This is a genomic window from Spirosoma sp. KUDC1026, assembly GCF_013375035.1.
Classification (GTDB): Bacteria; Bacteroidota; Bacteroidia; order Cytophagales; family Spirosomataceae; genus Spirosoma.
On record NZ_CP056032.1, the window covers coordinates 2,892,058 to 2,913,673 of the forward strand.

Annotated in this window: 20 protein-coding genes; 11 read left to right on the plus strand and 9 right to left on the minus strand. The window is 52.3% G+C overall.

The genetic code is table 11. From position 1 onward, the window contains the following. Positions 1–3: 3 nt before the first annotated feature. A complete protein-coding gene (locus tag HU175_RS12200; protein WP_176566865.1) occupies positions 4–222 on the plus strand; it encodes a hypothetical protein in 219 nt (72 codons plus the stop codon). A 123-nt stretch (positions 223–345) separates the two neighbouring features. On the opposite strand, the gene HU175_RS12205 is transcribed toward HU175_RS12200, so the two are convergent. Together HU175_RS12205 and HU175_RS12210 are read right to left on the minus strand one after the other, a co-directional pair. Further along, entirely contained in the window at positions 346–1,656 is a 1,311-nt protein-coding gene (locus tag HU175_RS12205; protein WP_228724405.1) for an esterase-like activity of phytase family protein, read from the minus strand. A gap of 156 nt (positions 1,657–1,812) precedes the next feature. Next, on the minus strand, positions 1,813–2,328 hold the full coding sequence (locus tag HU175_RS12210; RefSeq protein WP_176566866.1) for a putative immunity protein: 516 nt from the start codon (positions 2,326–2,328) through the stop codon (positions 1,813–1,815). Positions 2,329–2,693: 365 nt separating this feature from the next. Here HU175_RS12210 and HU175_RS12215 point away from each other — a divergent pair, with 365 nt between their 5' ends. The 3 genes from HU175_RS12215 to purL all read left to right on the plus strand — a co-directional run bounded on the left by HU175_RS12215 (position 2,694) and on the right by purL (position 9,075). Next, entirely contained in the window at positions 2,694–4,124 is a 1,431-nt protein-coding gene (locus tag HU175_RS12215) for an MBL fold metallo-hydrolase RNA specificity domain-containing protein (protein ID WP_176566867.1), read from the plus strand. 108 nt (positions 4,125–4,232) lie between these two features. Further along, the gene (locus HU175_RS12220) at positions 4,233–5,186 is read left to right on the plus strand and encodes an acetyl-CoA carboxylase carboxyltransferase subunit alpha (RefSeq protein WP_176566868.1); all 954 of its coding nucleotides are present in this window, start codon (positions 4,233–4,235) and stop codon (positions 5,184–5,186) included. A gap of 217 nt (positions 5,187–5,403) precedes the next feature. Further along, positions 5,404–9,075: a phosphoribosylformylglycinamidine synthase gene (purL, locus tag HU175_RS12225; protein ID WP_176566869.1), complete on the plus strand. Its 3,672-nt coding sequence runs from the start codon at positions 5,404–5,406 to the stop codon at positions 9,073–9,075. A 100-nt stretch (positions 9,076–9,175) separates the two neighbouring features. Here purL and HU175_RS12230 read toward each other — a convergent pair whose 3' ends face one another. Together HU175_RS12230 and HU175_RS12235 are read right to left on the minus strand one after the other, a co-directional pair. Then, positions 9,176–9,706, minus strand: a complete 531-nt coding sequence (locus HU175_RS12230; protein WP_176566870.1) for a hypothetical protein — start codon at positions 9,704–9,706, stop codon at positions 9,176–9,178. Beyond that, on the minus strand, positions 9,699–10,907 hold the full coding sequence (locus HU175_RS12235) for an AAA family ATPase (RefSeq protein ID WP_176566871.1): 1,209 nt from the start codon (positions 10,905–10,907) through the stop codon (positions 9,699–9,701). Before HU175_RS12235 ends, HU175_RS12230 begins: the two co-directional genes overlap by 8 nt. Positions 10,908–10,985: 78 nt before the next feature. Between HU175_RS12235 and HU175_RS12240 the strand changes: the two genes are divergently transcribed. Next, the gene (locus HU175_RS12240; protein WP_176566872.1) at positions 10,986–11,639 is read left to right on the plus strand and encodes an HAD family hydrolase; all 654 of its coding nucleotides are present in this window, start codon (positions 10,986–10,988) and stop codon (positions 11,637–11,639) included. Next, on the plus strand, positions 11,636–12,790 hold the full coding sequence (locus HU175_RS12245; protein ID WP_176566873.1) for a site-2 protease family protein: 1,155 nt from the start codon (positions 11,636–11,638) through the stop codon (positions 12,788–12,790). The genes HU175_RS12240 and HU175_RS12245 overlap by 4 nt, the downstream gene beginning before the upstream one ends. A 90-nt stretch (positions 12,791–12,880) precedes the next feature. On the opposite strand, the gene HU175_RS12250 is transcribed toward HU175_RS12245, so the two are convergent. Beyond that, positions 12,881–13,264 (minus strand): hypothetical protein, encoded by a 384-nt coding sequence (locus tag HU175_RS12250; RefSeq protein WP_176566874.1) that lies wholly within the window; start codon positions 13,262–13,264, stop codon positions 12,881–12,883. A gap of 260 nt (positions 13,265–13,524) precedes the next feature. Here HU175_RS12250 and HU175_RS12255 point away from each other — a divergent pair, with 260 nt between their 5' ends. Continuing rightward, the gene (locus HU175_RS12255) at positions 13,525–14,925 is read left to right on the plus strand and encodes a 7TM diverse intracellular signaling domain-containing protein (RefSeq protein WP_176566875.1); all 1,401 of its coding nucleotides are present in this window, start codon (positions 13,525–13,527) and stop codon (positions 14,923–14,925) included. On the opposite strand, the gene HU175_RS12260 is transcribed toward HU175_RS12255, so the two are convergent. From HU175_RS12260 to rpiB, 4 genes are all read right to left on the minus strand, one after another. Next, the gene (locus HU175_RS12260; RefSeq protein WP_176566876.1) at positions 14,912–15,526 is read right to left on the minus strand and encodes a 3'-5' exonuclease; all 615 of its coding nucleotides are present in this window, start codon (positions 15,524–15,526) and stop codon (positions 14,912–14,914) included. The two genes, HU175_RS12255 and HU175_RS12260, sit on opposite strands and share 14 nt — an antisense overlap. 154 nt (positions 15,527–15,680) lie before the next feature. Next, positions 15,681–16,517 (minus strand): FUSC family protein, encoded by an 837-nt coding sequence (locus HU175_RS24810; RefSeq protein ID WP_228724136.1) that lies wholly within the window; start codon positions 16,515–16,517, stop codon positions 15,681–15,683. Continuing rightward, a complete protein-coding gene (locus tag HU175_RS24815) occupies positions 16,505–17,866 on the minus strand; it encodes an FUSC family protein (protein ID WP_228724137.1) in 1,362 nt (453 codons plus the stop codon). Before HU175_RS24815 ends, HU175_RS24810 begins: the two co-directional genes overlap by 13 nt. 116 nt (positions 17,867–17,982) lie before the next feature. Next, positions 17,983–18,411, minus strand: a complete 429-nt coding sequence (rpiB, locus tag HU175_RS12270; RefSeq protein ID WP_176566877.1) for a ribose 5-phosphate isomerase B — start codon at positions 18,409–18,411, stop codon at positions 17,983–17,985. A 127-nt stretch (positions 18,412–18,538) separates the two neighbouring features. Here rpiB and zwf point away from each other — a divergent pair, with 127 nt between their 5' ends. The 4 genes from zwf to HU175_RS25105 all read left to right on the plus strand — a co-directional run bounded on the left by zwf (position 18,539) and on the right by HU175_RS25105 (position 21,489). Continuing rightward, on the plus strand, positions 18,539–20,038 hold the full coding sequence (gene zwf, locus HU175_RS12275) for a glucose-6-phosphate dehydrogenase (RefSeq protein WP_176566878.1): 1,500 nt from the start codon (positions 18,539–18,541) through the stop codon (positions 20,036–20,038). Positions 20,039–20,043: 5 nt separating this feature from the next. Then, positions 20,044–20,400 (plus strand): cupin domain-containing protein, encoded by a 357-nt coding sequence (locus HU175_RS12280; protein ID WP_176566879.1) that lies wholly within the window; start codon positions 20,044–20,046, stop codon positions 20,398–20,400. A gap of 31 nt (positions 20,401–20,431) precedes the next feature. After that, entirely contained in the window at positions 20,432–21,160 is a 729-nt protein-coding gene (pgl, locus tag HU175_RS12285; protein WP_176566880.1) for a 6-phosphogluconolactonase, read from the plus strand. Positions 21,161–21,315: 155 nt separating this feature from the next. Then, positions 21,316–21,489, plus strand: a complete 174-nt coding sequence (locus tag HU175_RS25105) for a hypothetical protein (RefSeq protein ID WP_410528552.1) — start codon at positions 21,316–21,318, stop codon at positions 21,487–21,489. The last annotated feature ends 127 nt before the right edge of the window (positions 21,490–21,616 follow it).

Genomic DNA, 21,616 nt, shown 5'->3' on the forward strand with positions numbered 1-21,616 from the left:
CTTATGACAACACCATTTCATTGCCTGAGCCAGTTGGTTTATCATACCAACGAAGATTGTCCTCAGGGAAAAACTATTGAAGCCGGCGACCGGCAGCAGGGAAAGGGAGGAAAAGCCGGCTGCTTATGCTGCTACCACTTGAACAAAGCGCAGCAGAAAAACGGAGGACGTTACGGAATCATCAAGCGGCTTCTCACCGAGAAGCAACAACAGACGTACTAATCAGGAGAAAAATCTCCCGGTCAGCAGATAAGCTGGGTACCGGAAAACACGAAAACCGCGTTGCGGCACCCAATTGGGTCTGCAACGCGGTTTTCGTTTAGGGTTTGGGAAACTAGCCTGGATTTATTTGTTGGCCGGCAGCGTAACGAAATAGATTCGATTTTTGTCGACCATGCCCGTAGCGGGTAAAATTTTGGCCGTGAAGCCATTCTGACCGTTGTCGACCACGCCGAAATCATCATCGTTCGAGATCGCCAGTCGACCATTACTGATCAGGGCCATACCTTCAGCCTTGTCGTGTGGGTAAATGGGCGAAATCTGGGTCAGCAGATCAAAGGCCAGCGTTTTCGTGACGGGCACTACGCCAGCGTTCTGCAGACCTGCTTTGTCTTTCAGCTGTTCAACCGTTAAGCCATTGTAGAGCTTACCCGCATCCGAGTTGGCTGGATCAGAAATATCGGTGGCTCCGGCCAGGTCGAATTTGTAAATCCGTTTGAACGTAGCGGGTTTGGCCGGGTTACCGCCGTAATCACCATCCCGCTCCAGGGCCAGAAAGCTCGTTGCGCTGATGGCTGCAATTTCGCTACATCCCGTCAGGCTGGCGTTTTCCATCAGATAAACGTATTGTTTGGTCGCTCCGGTCGCGATGTCGAACGTAACGACGCGCAGTATGGTCGACCCCGATACGGCTGCCGACGATGGGTTATACATCGGCGACTGCATCAGCCCCACCAGCGTTTTGCCATCGGGTGTGATAGTCAGACCTTCCATACCCCGGTTTGGCCGCCGGCGGGCCAGTACTTTGGGTAACGTGCGACCGCCTGTGCCCGTGCCAAATGGATTGATACGTTCCAGCGTTCTGCCCGCTGCGTCAACATGGACAATGTGCGGACCATATTCGTCGCTGATCCAGAAGCTGCCATCCGACGCCCGAACGAGCCCTTCGGAATCAAGACCGTTCGGGTCGGGGGCGATGGGCTGTCCGTTCAGGTCAAGCGCCGTTTCGCCGGTGCTGCCCTGTCCCGATGGATTAGGCAGGCCCGTGAGCAGCCGACCCATCGCATCTTTTAGCAGGATAGTCTGCTCCAGCACCAGTTGATTGCCAACGAGCCGAAACTTGCCAATCTGGGGCGTAAAATCGGCTTTCCCGAAAATAATGGAGTTAGCGGCCACACCCGCTGAGTTAGGCCCCCGGTCCGTCAACAGGTAAAACACGTTCGCATCCGATGGATCCGTCGCCAGGGCCGAACCAAATCCCCCATTGTAGATAACCGTGCCATTGGGCGAGGTAGCCAGCACATTTGGGTTTGAAGCTTCGGCAAAAGCCGGAAAATTAATTGCCGGAATCCGGTGATCGTCGCAGGCAGCCACAAGAAGGCCAGCCAGGACCGTGCAGCTGAGTGCTGGGAAAAAGGAAGTAAAAGAGGACTTCATGGGCATCATAAACGCGTTAGTCGACAGCGTTTTACGCGCAAAGGTAGAGCGCACTAGATTACCCTATTGTGATTTCGAGAGTTGGCGTATTACGTAGACGTTAAGCTTTCTGACCGGTTTCTTCGTCGCTGCCAGAATCTGGAGCAAACAGCGTTATCAGCAATCGAAGGCATACCAGCACAAGTGATTTCGCTGTTTTTGGTCGTCAAGAACAAGCTCCCGAATCTCATCCGGCAGTTGCTCGCGTTGCCATTGACATTCCTGTCGTCCGGCTGTATCCTTCTCGCCGTCGCCAACGGATTCCCGGACAGCCCGGATGGCGTAAGCTGCTGCGCCAAGTTCATGGGCCGCAACGTGAGCCACGGCTACGGCCTGTCCGGCTGCCAGGGCCGCAAACCGGGCGGCCTCGGGCATTCCTTTCGCGGCAGCGTTAGCCACAAAAGCCGCTTTGTGCGCCTGTTTCATCGGAATCTCTCCCCTGACCCAGGCCCGTGTCAGGTCGATGGCCTGTCGTGGTCGCTCATCGTCCGCATTGACCTGCTCAAACAGGTGCAGTACATGCTCGGCGCAGGCAGCCGCCCACAAGGCGAGCAACTGATGATCGGCATCGGTTAGCGTACCACCCCGTCGTACCGTAATAAATCGTGGGTCTCGTTCTTTGGGTAATATCATTGGGTCTGGGACTAAGCGGGTAAAAACAGGATCGTACTGGTGCGTAAAGCTGTGGCGTTTCACTACTAACTCAATCGCTGGAAAACAATCATTAGGCCGAGCGATAATTAAGTGCCACGAACGTAGTAAACAAGCATGCTGAAAGACAACTGGACCGCGCCAGTCGAACTATTTGCATCGGCTGATGCCGTTCATGCATTAGAAAAATGAGTGAATGCACCTACTGCCAACGTAGCGTATTAAAAGGAAATAGCGGCTATCTCCTTTCAAATTCGTACTTTTGCAAACTTATGAATTAGGCCACCCAACTTGCGCTACCTCAACCATTACAAGACATCAATTACATCGGATATTTAAGCTGACGCATGAAATTATCATTTCTGGGGGCGGCCCGGCAGGTAACCGGTAGCATGTACCTGCTGGAACTAGAAGACGATTACCGCATCCTGGTTGATTGCGGGTCGGATCTGCAGCGATCGGGCCCAAATGATCAACCCGCTCCACCAACACCTCAACTGGGATTTTTCCCGTTCGAGGCTTCGAGTATAAATTTAGTCCTGCTTACCCACGCTCACGTCGATCATTCGGGGAATCTGCCTAATCTTTTCCGGGAAGGCTACGAAGGGCAGATTCTGTGCACCGAACCAACCTTTGCCCTCACGAACGTATTGCTCAAAGATGCGGCTTCGATTAATCAGAAGCGCATCAACGAACTGAACGCCAGTAAGAAACAACGCGTAAAAGACCGGCAGATTCAGATGCAGAAAGACCTGTTTCTGGATCGGCAGGTGCGTGAGACGATGGAGAACGTCGTGCCCATTGCCTTCAACCGGAAGTTCCGGGTGGCCGAGGGGGTCGACGTAACGTTCATCCCGGCCGGTCACCTGCTGGGGGCGGCTCATATCGTGATCAACGTTATCGAAAACGGCGAGAAAAAAAGCATCTGTTTCTCGGGCGATATTGGCCGCAAGAACTACCCGCTGCTGGTCGATCCGGCACCCGTTCCCGCCGTCGATTACCTGGTCTGCGAAAGCACCTACGGCAACCGGCTGCACGAAAACCGGATGTCGCCGGAAGACGCACTGGCCGACATTATCCAGCGTACCTGCATCGATATTCCCGGTCGGCTGATTATTCCATCGTTCAGTGTGGGGCGGACGCAGGCGCTACTGTATACGCTGAACCGGCTCTATACCGAACGGGGTTTTCCGCCCATCAAAGTCTTTTCGGACAGCCCGATGGGGTTCGAGAGTACCAAAATTTACATGCAGCACGTAAAAATGCTGAACGGCGAAGCCAAAGAGTTTTACAAGGAAAACGAAACCTTGTTCGATTTTCAGAACTTTGAGTTTCTGGAGTCATCGAAGGCCAGTAAAGCCGCGTCGAACTACGGCGAACCGTGCATTATCATCTCCTCGTCGGGCATGGTGCAGGGCGGCCGGGTCGAATACCACGTTGCCGAAAACATCAGCAATCCTTATTCCACCATCCTGATCATTGGTTACTGCGCCGAAGGAACGCTGGGCTGGCGGCTGCTGAACGGCCAGTCGACGCTGACGATCAAAGGCGAAGAGCGGCAGGTGCTGGCAAACATTGAAAAGATTGACGTGTTCAGCGGCCATGGCGACCGGAACGATCTGCTGGATTTCGTGCATATGCAATCGCCCGAAACTCTGAAGAACATCTTCCTGGTACACGGCGAGTTTGAGAGTATGGAAGCATTTAAAGTAACCCTGGCCGAAGAAGGATACCCCCAGGTGGTCATCCCGAAAAAAGGCGAAAGTTTTGAATTATAAGGAGTAAAGGGAGGAAGGAGTAGAGGGAAGAAAGGGAAAAATCGTCTCGCTACGGCGGGCTGTTTCCTCTCCTCCCTCTCCTCCCTCTCCTCCTTCCTCCCCTTCATTATGAGAACATACCTTGACTTTGAAAAACCGATTGCTGACCTCGAAGCGCGGCTGGAAGAAACCAAGCGATTGGCCAAAACCAACAATGTAGACGTCAGTGGAGCGGTTACCGCGCTGGAGAGCAGCATCGACAAACTGCGTCGGGATATTTATCAAAATCTGACCCGCTGGCAGCGCGTTCAATTATCGCGTCACCCAGACCGGCCCTACACGCTCGATTATATTTCGCTGATGTGCGATCAGTTCGTTGAACTGCACGGCGACCGCACCGTGCGCGATGATCCGGCGATGGTCGGTGGTTTCTGCGAAATTGGGGGGCAGACCGTGATGCTGATCGGTCAGCAGAAAGGACGTAATACCAAGCAGCGGCAGCACCGGAATTTCGGGATGCCCAACCCCGAAGGCTACCGGAAAGCACTGCGGTTGATGAAGCTGGCCGAGAAATTCAACAAGCCCATTGTTACGCTGATCGACACGCCGGGTGCTTTTCCCGGACTGGAAGCCGAAGAGCGCGGTCAGGGCGAAGCCATTGCCCGTAACCTGAAAGAAATGTTCATGCTGACGGTACCGGTTATCTGTATCGTGATTGGCGAAGGTGCTTCGGGTGGGGCACTGGGCATTGCCATCGGCGACCGGGTGCTCATGCTGGAAAATACCTGGTACTCGGTTATCTCGCCCGAAAACTGTTCGACCATTCTCTGGCGGAGTTGGGACTTTAAGGAGCAGGCTGCCGAAGCCATGAAGCTGACCGCCAAGGATATGACGGCCTTCAAACTGGTTGACGGCATCGTGGACGAGCCACTGGGTGGAGCGCACAACGACCACCAGGCCATGTCGCATATTTTGAAAGAAACCATTCTGAACCTGCTGAACGAGCTGAACGCCATCGACCCGCAGGAACGTATCAACCAGCGCATCGACAAATTCTGCTCGATGGGCGTTGTGGTTGAATAAGATTTGTACGTACGTAACAAACAAAGCCGCTGGGAGAGATTCCAGCGGCTTTTATTATTATAATCAGCTGAACAACCAGGTTAGACTGTACACAGCGAACCCGGATTTTCCTGGAACGGTTAGCCAAGAGAGGCCAAAAGCACTCAATTGACGACGAAGAACGGTTAATTTCGTAAATTTGCGTTTCAGTTCACCGACTACTTTACAAGCCAACATAATGATTCATTTCTTTGTGAACCCGTCAGATTACGTCTATGGTGTTCAAACAGAAAATCAACTTTCAACAGAAGATAGTCAAAAACTTAACTGGCTCTTCGGTAACGCTAAACCGGCAGACGAAGCGGTTATAAACCGGTCTTACGTAGGGCCTCGTGCCGCGATGATTACGCCCTGGAGCACCAATGCTGTTGAAATTACCCAGAACATGGGAATCAACGGCATTATTCGTATCGAAGAGTTCAAGCCGGTTCCTGCCGATTTCAACGAGTTCGATCCGATGATCTCGCAGAAATACACCGCGCTGACCCAGGACATCTACAGCATCAATATCACGCCGGAACCAATCCTGGAAATTGACGATATTGACGCTTACAACAAAGAGGAAGGGCTGTCTCTAAGTCCGGAAGAAGTAGAGTACCTGGATAAGTTGTCTGTTAAAATTGGTCGGAAACTTACTGACTCAGAGGTGTTTGCTTTCTCGCAGGCCAACTCGGAGCACTGCCGCCACAAGATCTTCAACGGTACGTTCGTGATCGACGGCGAAGAAATGCCGACCTCGTTGTTTAAACTGATCAAGAAAACGTCGGAAACCCATCCGAACGATATTGTCTCGGCTTACAAAGACAATGTGGCTTTCGTCAAAGGCCCGACCGTAACGCAGTTCGCGCCCAAGTCGGCCGACAAGCCGGATTTCTACGAAGAAAAAGAATTTGAATCCGTACTGTCGCTGAAAGCCGAAACGCACAACTTCCCGACAACGGTGGAGCCGTTTGCTGGGGCGGCTACCGGTTCGGGCGGTGAAATTCGCGACCGGCTGGCGGGTGGTCAGGGTTCGTTGCCGCTGGCAGGAACGGCCATTTACATGACGGCCTACTCCCGGCTGCTGGAAGACCGCCCCTGGGAAAAAGGCATGGCCGAGCGGAACTGGCTCTACCAGACGCCCATGGACATTCTGATCAAAGCGTCGAATGGCGCCACTGATTTCGGGAATAAATTCGGCCAGCCCCTGATTACCGGCTCGGTTCTGACGTTTGAGCATGAAGAAAACGGCCGGAAGCTGGGCTACGACAAAGTGATCATGCAGGCCGGTGGTATCGGTTACGGTAAACTGGATCAGGCGAAAAAACACGAGCCGAAAGAAGGCGATAAAATCGTCGTGCTGGGTGGCGAAAATTACCGGATCGGGATGGGTGGCGCTGCGGTTTCCTCGGCCGACACCGGGGCGTTTGGGTCGGGTATTGAGCTGAACGCCATTCAACGCTCGAACCCCGAAATGCAGAAACGCGCGGCCAACGCCATTCGCGGCTTTGTGGAGTCGGATAGTAATCCCATCGTTTCGATCCACGACCACGGCGCGGGCGGACACCTCAACTGTCTGTCGGAGCTGGTGGAAGACACCGGCGGCCTGATCGATCTGGATAAATTACCGGTTGGCGATCCGACGCTGTCGGCTAAAGAGATTATCGGCAACGAATCGCAGGAACGCATGGGCCTGGTGATCAGCGGAAAGGACCTCGATACGTTACAGAAAGTAGCCGACCGGGAGCGCGCGCCCATGTACACGGTGGGCGACGTAACGGGCGATCATCGGTTTACGTTCCAGTCGAAAAAGACGGGCGAGAAACCAATGGATTACGCCTTGGAAGACTTTTTCGGGTCGTCGCCTAAAACTATCATGAACGATAAGAAAGTGAACCGTCCGTACGCGGACCTTTCTTACGACGTGCAGAACATTCCGGCCTATCTGGAGCAGGTGCTGCAACTGGAAGCCGTTGCCTGCAAAGACTGGCTGACCAACAAAGTAGACCGTTGCGTAGGTGGCCGCGTAGCCAAGCAGCAATGCGCTGGTCCGCTGCAACTGCCTCTGAACAACGTGGGTGTTATGGCGCTGGATTACAAATCGACCGAAGGTATTGCCACCACGGTAGGGCACTCGCCACTGACTGCTCTGGTCGATCCGGCGGCCGGTTCGCGTAACGCCATTGCCGAAGCCCTGTCCAACATCGTTTTTGCGCCGATCAAAGACGGCCTGAAAGGAATTTCTCTGTCGGCCAACTGGATGTGGGCCTGTAACAACGAAGGCGAGGATGCCCGGCTGTATGAAGCCGTGAAAGCCTGTTCTGACTTTGCCATCGCGCTGGGTATCAATATTCCAACGGGTAAGGATTCCCTGTCGATGAAGCAGAAGTATCCGGACGGTAACGTAATTGCACCAGGTACAGTAATCATCTCAGCGGCTGGCAACTGTACGAATATTCGGAACGTAGTGGAGCCGGTGCTGCAGAAAAATGCCGGTTCGGTGTACTACATCAACCTGTCGAAAGACGCATTCAAACTGGGCGGTTCGTCGTTTGCGCAGATCAACAACAAGATTGGTACCGACGTACCGAACGTTCAGGACGCCAACTACTTCGCGAACGCCTTCAACGCCATTCAGGACCTCATCAACGCGAATCAGGTTGTCGCCGGTCACGATGTAGGCTCGGGCGGTTTGATCACTACGTTGCTGGAAATGTGTTTTGCCGACGTCAACCTGGCCGCGACTTATGATCTGAGCGGCTTGAACGAAGCCGACAACGTCAAATCGTTCTTCAACGAAAACATTGCGGTGGTACTTCAGGCGAACGACGACGCTGCGTTCGAACAGGCGCTGAGCAAGGCTGGCGTGGAAGCCGTGAAAATCGGTACCGTTCTGGAAAGCAACGAGGTGACGATTAAAAATCAGGGCGATACGTTCACATTCAACGTCGCCGAAACCCGCGACACCTGGTACAAAACGTCGTTCCTGCTGGATCAGAAGCAGTCGAAGAATGGCATGGCGCAGGAGCGGTTTACCAACTACAAAGTGCAGCCGCTACAGTACAGTTTCCCGGCGCATTTCGACGGCAAGAAACCAACTATCGACGCAGCGAAGCCCCGTCCTAAAGCGGCTATCATTCGCGAGAAAGGATCGAATTCCGAACGGGAAATGGCCAATGCCATGTACCTGGCCGGTTTTGACGTGAAAGACGTACACATGACCGACCTGATTGCTGGCCGGGAAACGCTGGAAGATATTCAGTTTATCGGTGCCGTGGGCGGCTTCTCCAACTCGGACGTACTGGGCTCGGCGAAAGGCTGGGCGGGGGCGTTCCTGTACAACGAAAAGGCGAAAAAGGCGCTGGACAACTTCTTTGCCCGCCCGGATACCCTTTCGGTCGGTATTTGTAACGGGTGTCAGCTGTTCATGGAGCTGGAACTGATCAACCCTGACCACGCCGAGCACGGAAAAATGCACCACAATACGTCCGGTAAGCACGAGTCGAGCTTTGGCTCTGTAACCATACAGGCGAACAACTCGATCATGCTGAAAACCCTGGCCGGGTCAACGTTGGGCGTGTGGATTTCGCATGGGGAAGGCAAGTTCAAACTACCTAATACTGAGGACCAGTATAACATTGTCGCGAAATACGCCTACGAAGGGTACCCGAACAATCCGAACGGATCGGACTTCAACACGGCAATGCTATGCGATGCCACCGGTCGCCATCTGGTAACCATGCCGCATATCGAACGCTCGACCTTCCAGTGGAACTGGGCAAACTACCCACAGGGCCGTCAGGATGAGGTTAGCCCCTGGCTGGAAGCCTTCGTGAATGCGCGGGCGTGGTGCGAGGAACACAAAAGTTAAGTGCTGATTATCTGTAACAAGAGGCCGTACTGTTGATAGTACGGCCTCTTTGTGTTTATCTAGCTGGCTACAGTAAGTCGCAGATTATCTTCGAGTTCCGTTATAGAAATATCTTTATGTTATCGTGGAAAAGCCTGACTCCCAATTCTGAAAACTCTTCTGTTTCTTCTACAAGGCTGGCTCTGTTAAGCGGTCTTGAGCTAAACTCTGCCTCACTTAGAAGGCATACATAGGCTTCAATTTGCTTATCAGAGAAATCGATCAACTGACTGAAATGATGAATAACTGCTTTAAGTTGGTCCTTGGCTTTCTTACGTAGCATTTTTCGTTGCGACATCGACGAAGTAGTTTTGATTTCGATAAAACAGAATACCTGTTCGTCAAGTACAGCGCAATCACAGCGCTGAATAGAATCGCCATCGGAAAACAGACATTTGTCAATTGCCAGAAAATGGATTTCACGTTTTGTCGGATTTCGAACAGTAAAATGTTTTATGCCTTCGGGGTCATATTGTATATAGCACCGTTTATCTACTTCATGATCATAGATATGAAATTCGTCTATAGAGAGCGTCTGCAAGCAATTACCAGTTTCTATCTGGGGGAAAGCCGTCTGTAATTCGTCAAACACGGGTAATCTTACGGCTAAGGTCGAATAATTTATCTTGTTCATTGGCCAACGTGTCCGAAACGTCATCAAGCTCGTTGTCGGCAATCAGGCCTGTTTTTTCGCTGATGATGCTACGTACTGTTCCGTTATCTACGTAATAAGCCGCAAACTCATCGGGGTTTATCCAGCACTGGGCCGGGATAATCTTTTCTACTTCCGCCCGAAGCTCTTCGCTACGTTGTGCGACTTTATAAGCCAGCATCAACGTATTGAACGAGCTAAGCACATAAGGGCTGTGGGTGGTGATGACCCACTCCGCGTCTTTATAGTCAGCGTTAGGCTGCAATCCCCCCATTAGGCTGTAAATGAGATCTTTCTGGGCAGTAGGGTAGAGGTTCAACTCTGGTTCTTCGATGATGAAGCGCCGTTGGGCTTGCTGCCGTTGATAATCGACGACGAGAGCGAGCGGAATTGTCGATTGATAGCCACTGGCACTTTGAGCTAGCTCAACCGATTTGTTGTCTGCGAAATAGACCAGATCGCGTCCATTCTCGAAACTGTACTGAACTTTCAGGAAAGGAAGAGCGAGCGACTGTTGTCTATTCCGCGCCCGCTCAAACTCTCTCCCAAATGCTTTAATCGATTGAGGTAGATTAATATCAGCGTCGAGAAAACTCCATATTGAGGAAGATAAAAGGGGGAAAAGATGCCGTTCTGCTGGTACTAACGTTGAGATTGATTCTGTAATGATTGGTAGAATTTGGCTATAAAAATTTTGACTTTGAGCTTGTGCGTTTCCATTATAAAGAGGACGGCCATTCACGTCTCGAGTGATTTGGTTTCGGAACTCTTCCAGTGGTAAGATTTGCTTAGCATCAGCGCTTCGATCTATAAATAGAGCTAGATACTTATTTGCAAGAATTTTTCCTTTCGGTGTAAATGTGAACGTTAGTGCTTCATCATATTCTAAGCAGTAATAGTCGTTATGAAATTTCCAAGAAGTATCATTCGGCTCAATAAATGCGTCCAAACTATATTTGATAATCAGTGAGTTTGTATCGAAACCAGTAGGGTCGTTCAATTTGCTGTCCTCTCCAATCGCAATAAGCTTCGCCAGCGTACTCTTACCGGTTCCCTGAGGACCGATGAATACGGTGTGCTTCTTTACTTCCAGCTCGGCATCCCGAATCGGGCCGACGTTCTTGACCGTTAACTTTGCCATTGCAGTATTGCTCGTTGTCTGCAAATCTAACGGTATCTTTGGCTTTCGGTTCATGGATTACTCAACCGCTTGCTTTACATGGATGATACAGTAAATACTACGTCGCTGAAAAACATCATTTTTGACCTGGGCGACGTCATTATCCCCATCGACCTTACGGCCCCAATGCGCAACTTCGCCATGCTAGCCAACCTACCCGAAGAACAGGTTGTGGCGCTCTGGCAGGAGCATAATCTTGTTAACCAATACGAAACAGGACTAGTCGATGATGACGGATTCCGCAATCACATTCGTGAATTATTTCGGCAGGATAAAAACGCTCCGGAAGGCTGGGCTGATGAGGTAATCGACACCGCCTGGAACACAATTCTCCTCGATCTTCCCCTTAACCGCATCGAACGGGTGAAAGAACTGGGCCAGAAATACCGATTATTTCTACTTAGCAACACCAGTCCAATCCATATCCGGCAGGTCAACCGCGTATTGACCAACATGGGCGAACCGGCGCTGGAGGACCTCTTCGAGCGGGTTTTTTATTCATACGAGGTACGACTGGCTAAGCCGTCGCCGGATATTTACCGGCACGTACTGACTGAGGCAAATCTGGTTGCTGAAGAGACGATGTTTCTGGATGATAATGCCGCAAACATCCAGTCGGCTGCTACGTTAGGTATTCAGGCGGTGCACGTACAAGCCCCCAAAACTATTCTGGAGTACACCGCAGATTTATGAGTGAGTCGACCAAAACGTACCTCCTTCAGGGAGGTCTTTTTATAGTTACCCTGATCACCACCACCATGGCCGGGGCCGAATGGATGTTCGAAGGGACATTCTTGCCGGTCGACGGAGTTGCCAGACTTGGCTGGGATCAGTTTCTGGCCGGGTTCCAGTTTTCGATCCCATTTCTGACTATCCTGACGGTTCATGAATTCGGACACTACATCGTAGCCCGGATAAACAAGGTCCGCGTTACGTTACCCTACTACATTCCTTTCTGGATCGGAATTATACAGACCATTGGTACGCTGGGGGCGTTTATTCGGATCAAAGAATACATCGATAGTCGTCGGCAGTATTTCGATATCGGGATTGCCGGGCCGTTGGCGGGCTTTGTCGTGGCGCTGGGCGTGCTCTGGTACGGCTTTACCCACCTGCCCCCGCCGGAATTTATCTTCACTATTCACCCCGAATACCAGAAATGGGGGCTCGACTATGCAAACTATGCCTACCAGAATCTGCCGCCTAACGTAGCGGTACTCAAGCTGGGCGATAGCCTGCTGTTTGGTTTTTTCAAGGAGTACGTGGCCGACCCCGCCCGCGTGCCTAATCCCTTCGAAATCATTCATTATCCTTACCTGATGGCAGGCTACATGGGCTTGTTCTTTACCTCGCTGAACCTGATTCCCATTGGTCAGCTTGACGGTGGGCATATTCTGTATGCGCTTATCGGCCGGAAAGCGTTTCAGTGGATTGCCCCGACCCTGTTTATTCTGTTCATATTCTACGCGGGACTGGGTCTGTTCAAACCAACCGACTTTGCGGTACCCACCGACAGCGCTTTCTTCGAAATGCTGGGGAATTTTGCTCTCTATATGGGATTGGTTGTACTGGCCTGTTCGAGACTTAGCACTAACCGGATGACCTCGCTGCTGATTGCTCTGAGTATCATCGTTGTGCAACTGGTACTGACCTGGATCTGGCCGACGCTGGAAGGCTACGCGGGTTTTGTCGCCTTTGCCTTTATCCTGGGCCGAGTACTGGGTGTGTATCATCCCGAAACAACATTGCAGGAGCCGCTGGACACGAAACGGCAACTGCTGGGCTGGCTGGCTCTCGTGATCTTCGTATTGAGTTTTAGTCCGCAGCCGTTCCAGGCTATCTGAGCAGGATGATAGAAATGACAAAACCGGTCTGGTAACTGTCTCCGTAAGACATTGACCAGACCGGTTTTTATTGATAAAAAATAGGTGAGCTTACTCAAACGAACTAAACTCAATCCGCGATAACTCGTAATTGCCCAGCTTCTTATACTTGTTTAATAGCTCCTGGCGATGTTGTTCCGCCTGTTCTGCCGTGTAATACCTGTTAAGATCGCTGGTGCACGTTTCATTGGTAGAGCTGCAATTCTGACTGATAAAGTGGCCAAACTTCTGAAGCACTGTCTGGATTTCACGCTCTTCGTTTCCTGTGGCAATTCGCACATCCGTATATACCAGTTTCAACTTACCTGAATCGTTCTGCCGGGGTACCTCTTTGGAGTAGCAGAAATAATAATTGGCCACGGGGTCCAACGACTTAGACTGGGTGAAAAGCAGACAGGTTGTGCTTAGAGCGATAACGGTAATTAACTTTTTCATAGCAGACAATTGACGAGGGTCTAGTACTCAATTCAGCGATTCAGTAACCTAGTACTACTATAGCAATATAAATGAAAAATGAAGATGTGCGGATGCCCTATTAAAATGGCCAGCAAAATAGGGTAATCTGTAAAAACCGTGTTCTGGTACGACTAATAAGTTGATACTCTGCGTAGTTTTGTCAACGTAATGTGCTGGAAATACCCGTAGAAACCTGTAGGTTTGCTTTCCATTCGGTCGGTTTTCGGTGGTTCAACGGCATGATAATCCTGTCAACTTATACCAGTTTACGGCTTTTTCTGGACGGTATGCTGTGCATGATGGCGTTGTACGCGCTGCTCAGCTTCGTGCAACTGCGTAAACCGATATACTGGCAGTATGCTCTTTACATTGTCTGCATGATCGTTGATCTGCAGTTTAGTGACCAGGGATACGGCCGGACCGATTACCAGCCGGGAACCTACTATCCTGAAACCTTCGTGGAGTCGCTGGCCTACGTGCTTTACATTCGGTTTGCCATCCTGTTTATCAATCCGGCCCAGCAGGACCCGCTGACGTATCGAATCATGAAGCTGGTGATGGCTGGTTTTGCCGTGGCGCTGGCAATTGACACCATCCTGTGGCTGGCCAACGTAGCAATCCCGGTACGTAGTAACGTCTATATGGGTAGTCGGCTGCTCATTTGCGGGGTGGGCCTGGTGCTGGTGCCGCGTATTTTCCGGCTTCGCAATCCGGTTGTTTCCTATTTTGTCGCGGGTTCGTTACTGCTGATCATTGGCTCGATTGCGGCTTTGCTTACGAACTATATGCCCTTCAGCGACCACCTGACTTCGGCCGAAGCCATGCGGTACCCCGTCGTAGCGCTTCAGATCGGGGTGGTGGGCGAGGTGCTTTGTTTTACGCTGGGTATGTCGTTGCGGCATCGCCGGAATGAGCAGGAAAAGATTCAGTACCAGGCTCAGCTGATCGAACAACTGCGCGACAATGAGCAGAAACAGGAAAAACTCAAACGCATCCGCGACGACATTGCCCGCGATCTGCACGACGACATCGGGGGCGACCTGAACAGCCTGAATGTCCTGAGTCAGGTAGCGGTTCGGCAGGTAAAAACCGAGCCCGGCCTGGCGATCGACACCATTCAGACTATTGGCCAGACGGCCCGGCAGGTTGTGGCGACTATGCGCGAAATTGTGTGGAGCTTAAATGCAGCCCAGACCTCGCTCGAAAGTTTCAGCTACCGCCTGCGCGAAACTGCCCGGATTCTGTTCGAACACCAGCCGACCAAACTGCATTTGTCGCTGGATATCGACGACGACTGGCTGCTGCCAGCCGAAGGGCGCCGGGACCTGTTCCTGATGACGAAAGAGATGATGCACAATGTTATCCGCCACGCCGAAGCCCGTAACGTTTACGTCAGTATGCACGTTGAGAAGCAGACGCTCTACCTGATCGTCCGGGACGATGGGCGCGGCTTTATAACGGCGGCAAACGACGGACAGAATGGCAACGGCCTGCGGAGTATGCAGCAGCGAGCCAGTGCTCTCAACGGCGAACTGAGCCTGACATCAGAACCCGGTCGGGGAACCACGGCCTGTTTTCAATGCCCGTTAACTGCGGAACTGACGGTGCAGGAGATGCTGTCAAACGTTACGGAAGTTTAGCCCGTTCAGCCAGTTTGAAAACTTCCTTCAGGCATTTGGCCGTCAGGACAGAGTCCTCCAGCGCATTATGAAATCCATCCTCCCGCGCAAAGCCAAAGTAGTTGGCAATGGCTGTCAGGCTTAATCGATCAGGGACTTTGCGTCCGTTGGCTTTCAGGATTCGGAACGTAAAGTAGCTCAGCGTATGCAAATCGAGCAGCACCCGTGAATACGGCCACTTCTGTTTCTCGTACCGATACGCTTCTTTCAGAAAATTGACGTCGTTGATCACACTCTGTCCGCAGATCACTACGTCGCGCAGGTAAGGCGTACGGTCCAGCTGCCCTTTCGGAACGCGCAGGCCCAGTTTCTCACACACCCATTCTTCCATCTCGGGCAGTACGTCGTAGATCATGGGCGCGTCGTCCAGATCGGCCAGCGACAGGTTATGGATTTTCTCGGACGACGACGAGAAGGCGTCTTTGTTCTCAGGGTACACGTTCGTCAGATACTGGCCTTTTTCAACCCAGTTATCGTCGAAGAGGACCGCACCAATCTGAATGATTTCGTTATAATCCGGCTCAGGGCCGGTCATTTCCAGGTCGAGTACTAAGTAAGACATGGTGGCAAAATGTTAACTAAAGTTCGCTGTGATTAACAGATATTGAAATTTGAAAAAGAATATGAAAAATAATTCAACAATTTTTCGTGGAGAAAACTTTTTGGTAGCCCTGCTGGTTTACTTATCAACTGCCTCACAAAAGATCCCTGGCCCTTCAAGGCCGGGGATTTTCGTTTTCCGGGATCAGCACCGGCGCTGTCCGTTTTTTTGCTCCTGCCGGATCAGTTACGCGCTCAATTAGTTTGCCAATGTCGCTGCTGACCTGCTGAATAAATTTCAATTGCTCTTCCAGCAGCGGATCGTCCGAAACAGCCGTTCCGGCTTCGTTGCTGCTGATGTCCGGGCTAACACGCTCGGCCGAAACCCCAAATCGACGCAATCCCTCCGTCAGGCTAAATAAGCCCCGTTTTACAGGCCGAATAATCGACGCGGTGTACGTTTTGGGTTCGCTGAACACCAGCCCCGACATAATCGTCGCGATGTTTGCCGACAGAATATGATTCAGTACTACAAATTCGTGAATCAGCTTTTCGTTTCGCTGGGTGTGCTTCGGTTCCGAGACCATACGCTCGAAGGAGGCCGACAGGTTAGCAGACGTAACATATACTTCCTTACGCGCCAGTTTGTAATCCACCGGCTGGATACGCTTTCCCCGCAGGCCATCGAGCAGAAGATTCAGATACCGGATGTTAGCGGTCAGAATTGCCCGCATGGGGGTAATGAGCTGTTCGGACTCCCAGCGCGGAAACAGCAGGTAGCCCGTTACGAGTGCAATGAGGCCCCCGAAAATCGTATCCAGAAAACGTTCTTCGGCCGCCCCGATGTAATTGACGCCTGAAAAGCTGAACACAATCAATACGAAGGGCGTCAGGCAGAAAACCATCACGATGTAATTTGTCCGCTGGGTACTGTAAGCGCCGATCATGAACAGCACCATGAGCGCAAACTGAATAGGCTTATCGGGGATGAATGTCAGGATCAGGAGACCCACTGCCCCCCCGCCAGCGTACCGCTGATGCGCTCGATGTTCCGCTGTTTGGTCAAACTAAACGCGGGTTTCAGAATGACGGAGATCGTCAGCAGCACCCAGTAACTGTGATGGCCGTAGGGGAGAAGCTTCGTAAACACATAGCCAAACAGCATGGCCAGCGACACCCGGATAGCGTACCGGAAAGCCAGAGATTCGAGCGTCAGGTTGTCGACCAGCGATTTGATGCTGATAACCTGGTGGGAGACAAACCGACCAAATTCCAGTTCCTCGCGGGTGGTTTGCTTTGGGGTAGGGGCTACCAGATTATTCTGAATGGCGGTCAGACGCTGGCTCAGATTTCGCAGACTAACGAGCACTTTCTTCAAAACCAGCACGCTGCCTTCCTGATCGCTCAGCGCGTCGATGCGCTGTTTAAGCGCTTCGAGTTCTGGCAGAAAGTCTCTCGGGGATCGGCTTAATACGGGTGACTGGATCGCCAGGCCAATGTGGTCGAGCTCAATGGCCAGCCGACGAATCAGGTGTGAAACATCGTCCAGAATCCCTGTTGGCCCAAAGCGCTCCCGAATATCGGAATAGTCGTAGTACATGGCCAGAATCTGCTCATACAGGTCCATAACATCCACAAACGTCAGCAGAAGTACACGGCCCGTTCGGGTGGTTTCGGCCACAAAGCGTCGGCTTTTAAAGAGCACTTCCCGTACGGCGTCCTGTTTTTCGCTGACAGCTACCTGCTGCGCCACCAGATGCCGGTAATCATCGTCCAGCCGGGTCGATATGGAATAGAAATCGGCTTTGATCTGCATGAACTTGGCAATCTCGTGGATGCACTGCCCCAGCGCCTGCTGACCCAGGCGGTACGGCTGCAGTCGGGACATCAGCAGGCTGATCGCCATGTACCAGCTTCCTCCCGCCAGTACCAGCAGGCTTTCTATTATAACCCCGGTTGCATCCAGCGGCCGGTCGAGCATCAGGATCATGATCAGCGAGGCCGCGTTTCCAACTGAAGTAGCCCGGGTGCCGTAAACGGCAAACATGGAAAAGATAAAGGAGAAGACAACAACCTCTGCGCCCAGTACGTAGTCATTCATCCGGGCAAAGCCCGTTACCAGCGTTACCAGAAAACTCAGTCCGATGGTAGTCAGCATACTGTTCCGGCGGTGCAGCACCGGCCCCGGAGCATCGCTGATGCTGACGGTCAGCGCCCCCAGCGACATCGCCATACCCGTAGCCAGCTGCCCAAACTGATTCAGTAGCAGCGAGGGTAACAGAATGGACAACGTAATACGCAGCCCATCCGAGAAGTACTGGCTGGAAAGAAAGTAGCTGACCTGCCGGGCGCGTCTGTTCATGGGTGTTGATGGAAAAAAAACCTGTACAGAAGCGGTACTTACCGGGTCTATACAGGTCGGATTCGTACGGGCAGAGGCAAAAGCCGCCCCGATACGCTGAAGTATTAAGGGCGAAGCTACGCGTCCAGTTCCTGAATGCGCGCTACGTGGCGACCTCCCTCGAAAGGTGTATCGAGCCAGATTTTAATGATGTTGAGCGCCGTTTCCTGGGTCATCATCCGCTCGCCGATGGAAATAACGTTGGCGTCGTTGTGTTTCCGGCAGAGCTGAGCCGACTCTTCGTTCCAGCACAGACCACACCGAACGCCTTTGATGCGGTTCGCCATCATGGCTTCGCCGTTGCCGGAGCCACCCAGAACAACCCCCCGCTCTACATCACCAGCCGCGACCGCTTCGGCAACGGGCCGGATAAACAGCGGATAATCAACCGGTTCTTCCGAATAGGTTCCTTTGTCAACCACCTCATGGCCGAGGCTGGTCAGCAGTTCTTTGATGGCTTCTTTGTAACGGAAACCGGCGTGGTCGGAGCCGATAGCAATTTTCATGGGTGCACAGACTGAAATTAGTGAGGGTCAAAAGTAGCAGAATCAGCTACCAAGATGAAACCTTAGTGTACTAAACTTGTTCAGAACAGAGGTGCTCAATAATTTGCGACCTCTACACAACCAAGTTATGAATCCATCATCCAATCAGCGCCCACCAGCCACGGTGCTATTTATCTTCGGGGGCAGCGGAGATCTGAATTTACGCAAGTTAACTCCCGCTTTATATAATCTGTTTATCGACGAGTACATGCCCGAGCAGTTTGCCGTGGTTGGCCTCGGACGTAGTGACTACTCCGACGAGTCGTTCCGGGAGCGGCTGCTGGAAGGCGTTCAGTCGTTTTCCCGCCGGAAGAATGGCCCCGACGATGCCTGGAAGACTTTCTCCCCCGCTATTACGTACATGAAAATGGACGCGGGTGATGCCGCTTCCTACTCCATGCTGACTGATTTCGTGAAAACGAAAGAACAGGAGTGGGGCGGTATGCCGAACGTTATTTTCTACTTGGCCGTAGCGCCACAGCTCGTACCCGAAATTGCCACGAGCCTGGGTAAACTGGAATGGTGTGGCGATACGTCGCACGTCCGGATCGTGGTGGAAAAACCGTTCGGCCACGACCTGAAAACGGCCAAGGAATTGAATAGCCTGCTACGGAGTCTCTTCGCCGAAGAGCAGATTTACCGCATCGATCATTACCTCGGCAAGCAGACGGTACAGAATATTCTGGCGCTTCGTTTCGCCAACTCTCTGTTCGAACCCATCTGGAACCGGCAGTACGTGGAGCATATCCAGATTACAGCGGCCGAAACCGTCGGGCTGGAAGGCCGCGGAGGCTACTACGAAGAATCGGGGGCCCTGCGCGATATGATCCAGAATCACCTTCTGCAGGTACTGTGCATGGTTGCCACCGAGGTCCCAACAACCTTCGAAGCCAACGAAGTACGGAACAAAACGGCCGACGTGCTGCACGCTATTCGCCGGATTGCGCCGGATCAGGTCAACAGCGTAGCGGTACGGGGTCAGTATGGTCCTGGTAAAAAAGGCGATAAAGACATTCCGGGCTACCGCGAAGAAAAAGGTGTCGATCCCGATTCCGCCACCGAAACCTTTGCCGCCGTTAAACTCTACGTCGACAACTGGCGCTGGGAGAACGTACCGTTCTACCTCCGGACGGGAAAAACCCTGCCCGAGAAGATGACGACCATCACGATTCAGTTCAAGAAGGCGCCGGATTATGCTTTCCCCGACGAAGCGGGCGAGCACTGGCAGTCGAACCGGCTGATTATCGGTATTCAGCCGGATATGGATATCCGCCTGCGTTTCCAGGCAAAACGACCCGGTCAGTCGATGATTCTTGATCCCGTCGAGATGGTGTTCAGCTACAAAACGGCTTACGAAGGCCAGGAGCCGGAAGCTTACGAAACCCTGCTGCTCGATGTCATGCTGGGCGATGCGACGCTGTTCATGCGGGCCGATCAGGTCGAAGCGGCCTGGGAAGTCGTGACGCCGATTCTGGAAGCCTGGGGCAGTCAGAAGCCTGATTTCCCGAACTACACACCTGGCAGCTGGGGACCGCAGGCGGCTATGGATCTGATCGAGAACGACGGCTTTCACTGGATGACCGAATAGTAGCTATGAATACGAACGCATCGGCACCCTTTTCGACGCCCAACTTCGTTAATGAGCAGCATGTCCCCTGGGAAGCTGCGGGCGAAGGCATAAAGCGTAAGATCCTGGTCTACGACGCCAATCTGATGCTGGTAAAAGTAGCTTTCGAGGCAGGGGCAGTCGGGACTGTTCATCACCATGAGCACACGCAGATGAGCTACGTCGAAAGTGGTACGTTTGCCATCACCATTGCCGACGAAACCCGGATCTTGCAGAAGGGCGACACGTTTTACGTTCCGTCGAACGTTCGGCATGGGGCGCTTTGCCAGGAAGCCGGGGTGCTGATCGATATATTTTCGCCCATGCGCGAGGACTTCATTTAACGCTGTTATAGGCCGAAAACGGCCAGATGCTATGCAACTGATTGTTAAAAAGAATCCAACCGATCTGGCCAAAGCCGCGGCTGATTTCATTGTCAAACGTATTAAGGACGTACTGAAAAAACAGGATCGGTTTACGATTGCGCTCTCGGGCGGCAGTACGCCCAAGGCGCTGCACGAACTGCTGGCCCATGCGCCTTATGTCGACCAGATTCCCTGGCTGCAACTGCACGTTTTCTGGGGTGACGAACGCTACGTCCCCATTGACGATGACCAGAGTAATGCGGGCATGGCCTACGATACGTTACTGGGACACGTCTACACGCCCGAAGAACAGATTCACGTCTGGAAAACGGAACTTGAACCGGAGGACGCTGCGGCCGACTACGATAAAACGCTGCACGCGTATTTTGGCGAGACCGGCCCAACCTTCGATCTGGTGCTGCTGGGAATGGGCGACGACGGGCATACGTTATCCCTGTTTCCCGGTACGGAAGTTGTGCACGAAGACAAAGCCTGGACGAAAGCGTATTTCCTGAATAAGCAGGATATGTACCGCCTGACGCTAACGGCGCCCATCGTGAACCGCGCGTCCTGCGTTCTGTTCCTGGTGGCCGGTCCGAAAAAGGCTGATCCGCTGCACGCAGTGCTGGAAGGAGAATATCAGCCCGATACGTATCCCTCGCAGGTGATCAAACCCGCCGAGGGTGATTTGGTCTGGATGGTCGACGAGAAAGCAGCCAGCAAACTAACGAACAACTAACTACGCCAGGTTCTCAGTAGATGAAGGCCCGCCGGTTCACCGGCGGGCCTTCTGCTTCTTACCGGTTTTATAAATCAATTCGGAACGCTTCAATTAGTGCATAGGACAAGAAAAGTAAGGTTTTGTAAGGCTTAGCAAAACAGGCAACTGAGCTGGTGGGTTGTCCGATCTATAGCTACGTCGTCAGACTGCGGATGGAGCAGGCGCGGCAATGGCTACTGGAACGGGATAAATCCATCGGCGATACTGCCCATCACGTTGGGTATAAAAACACGTCCATTTTATGGCAGCCCACAAATAGTATTACAACAGCCTGCCCAGCGAGTTGACCAACTGGAGCGGTCATTAAGAATTGCTTCCTTTGTCCCAGTATATCCACTAATGCGATGACCTGAATAGATTATTATCCTTGAAATAAACAGATTACACACGGCTAAAGCCTATTTTCGTAGATCG

What these genes read in the sequence shown, in the direction of transcription:
- pgl (WP_176566880.1), top strand. Translation starts at nt 20,432, where the DNA reads ATGCAACTGATTGTTAAAAAGAATCCAACCGATCTGGCCAAAGCCGCG.
- HU175_RS12245 (WP_176566873.1), top strand. Translation starts at nt 11,636, where the DNA reads ATGAGTGAGTCGACCAAAACGTACCTCCTTCAGGGAGGTCTTTTTATA.
- zwf (WP_176566878.1), top strand. Translation starts at nt 18,539, where the DNA reads ATGAATCCATCATCCAATCAGCGCCCACCAGCCACGGTGCTATTTATC.
- HU175_RS12215 (WP_176566867.1), top strand. Translation starts at nt 2,694, where the DNA reads ATGAAATTATCATTTCTGGGGGCGGCCCGGCAGGTAACCGGTAGCATG.
- HU175_RS12240 (WP_176566872.1), top strand. Translation starts at nt 10,986, where the DNA reads ATGGATGATACAGTAAATACTACGTCGCTGAAAAACATCATTTTTGAC.
- HU175_RS12235 (WP_176566871.1), bottom strand. Translation starts at nt 10,907, where the DNA reads ATGGCAAAGTTAACGGTCAAGAACGTCGGCCCGATTCGGGATGCCGAG.
- rpiB (WP_176566877.1), bottom strand. Translation starts at nt 18,411, where the DNA reads ATGAAAATTGCTATCGGCTCCGACCACGCCGGTTTCCGTTACAAAGAA.
- HU175_RS12200 (WP_176566865.1), top strand. Translation starts at nt 4, where the DNA reads ATGACAACACCATTTCATTGCCTGAGCCAGTTGGTTTATCATACCAAC.
- purL (WP_176566869.1), top strand. Translation starts at nt 5,404, where the DNA reads ATGATTCATTTCTTTGTGAACCCGTCAGATTACGTCTATGGTGTTCAA.
- HU175_RS12255 (WP_176566875.1), top strand. Translation starts at nt 13,525, where the DNA reads ATGATAATCCTGTCAACTTATACCAGTTTACGGCTTTTTCTGGACGGT.
- HU175_RS12205 (WP_228724405.1), bottom strand. Translation starts at nt 1,656, where the DNA reads ATGAAGTCCTCTTTTACTTCCTTTTTCCCAGCACTCAGCTGCACGGTC.
- HU175_RS12280 (WP_176566879.1), top strand. Translation starts at nt 20,044, where the DNA reads ATGAATACGAACGCATCGGCACCCTTTTCGACGCCCAACTTCGTTAAT.
- HU175_RS12260 (WP_176566876.1), bottom strand. Translation starts at nt 15,526, where the DNA reads ATGTCTTACTTAGTACTCGACCTGGAAATGACCGGCCCTGAGCCGGAT.
- HU175_RS24815 (WP_228724137.1), bottom strand. Translation starts at nt 17,866, where the DNA reads ATGAACAGACGCGCCCGGCAGGTCAGCTACTTTCTTTCCAGCCAGTAC.
- HU175_RS12220 (WP_176566868.1), top strand. Translation starts at nt 4,233, where the DNA reads ATGAGAACATACCTTGACTTTGAAAAACCGATTGCTGACCTCGAAGCG.
- HU175_RS12250 (WP_176566874.1), bottom strand. Translation starts at nt 13,264, where the DNA reads ATGAAAAAGTTAATTACCGTTATCGCTCTAAGCACAACCTGTCTGCTT.
- HU175_RS12210 (WP_176566866.1), bottom strand. Translation starts at nt 2,328, where the DNA reads ATGATATTACCCAAAGAACGAGACCCACGATTTATTACGGTACGACGG.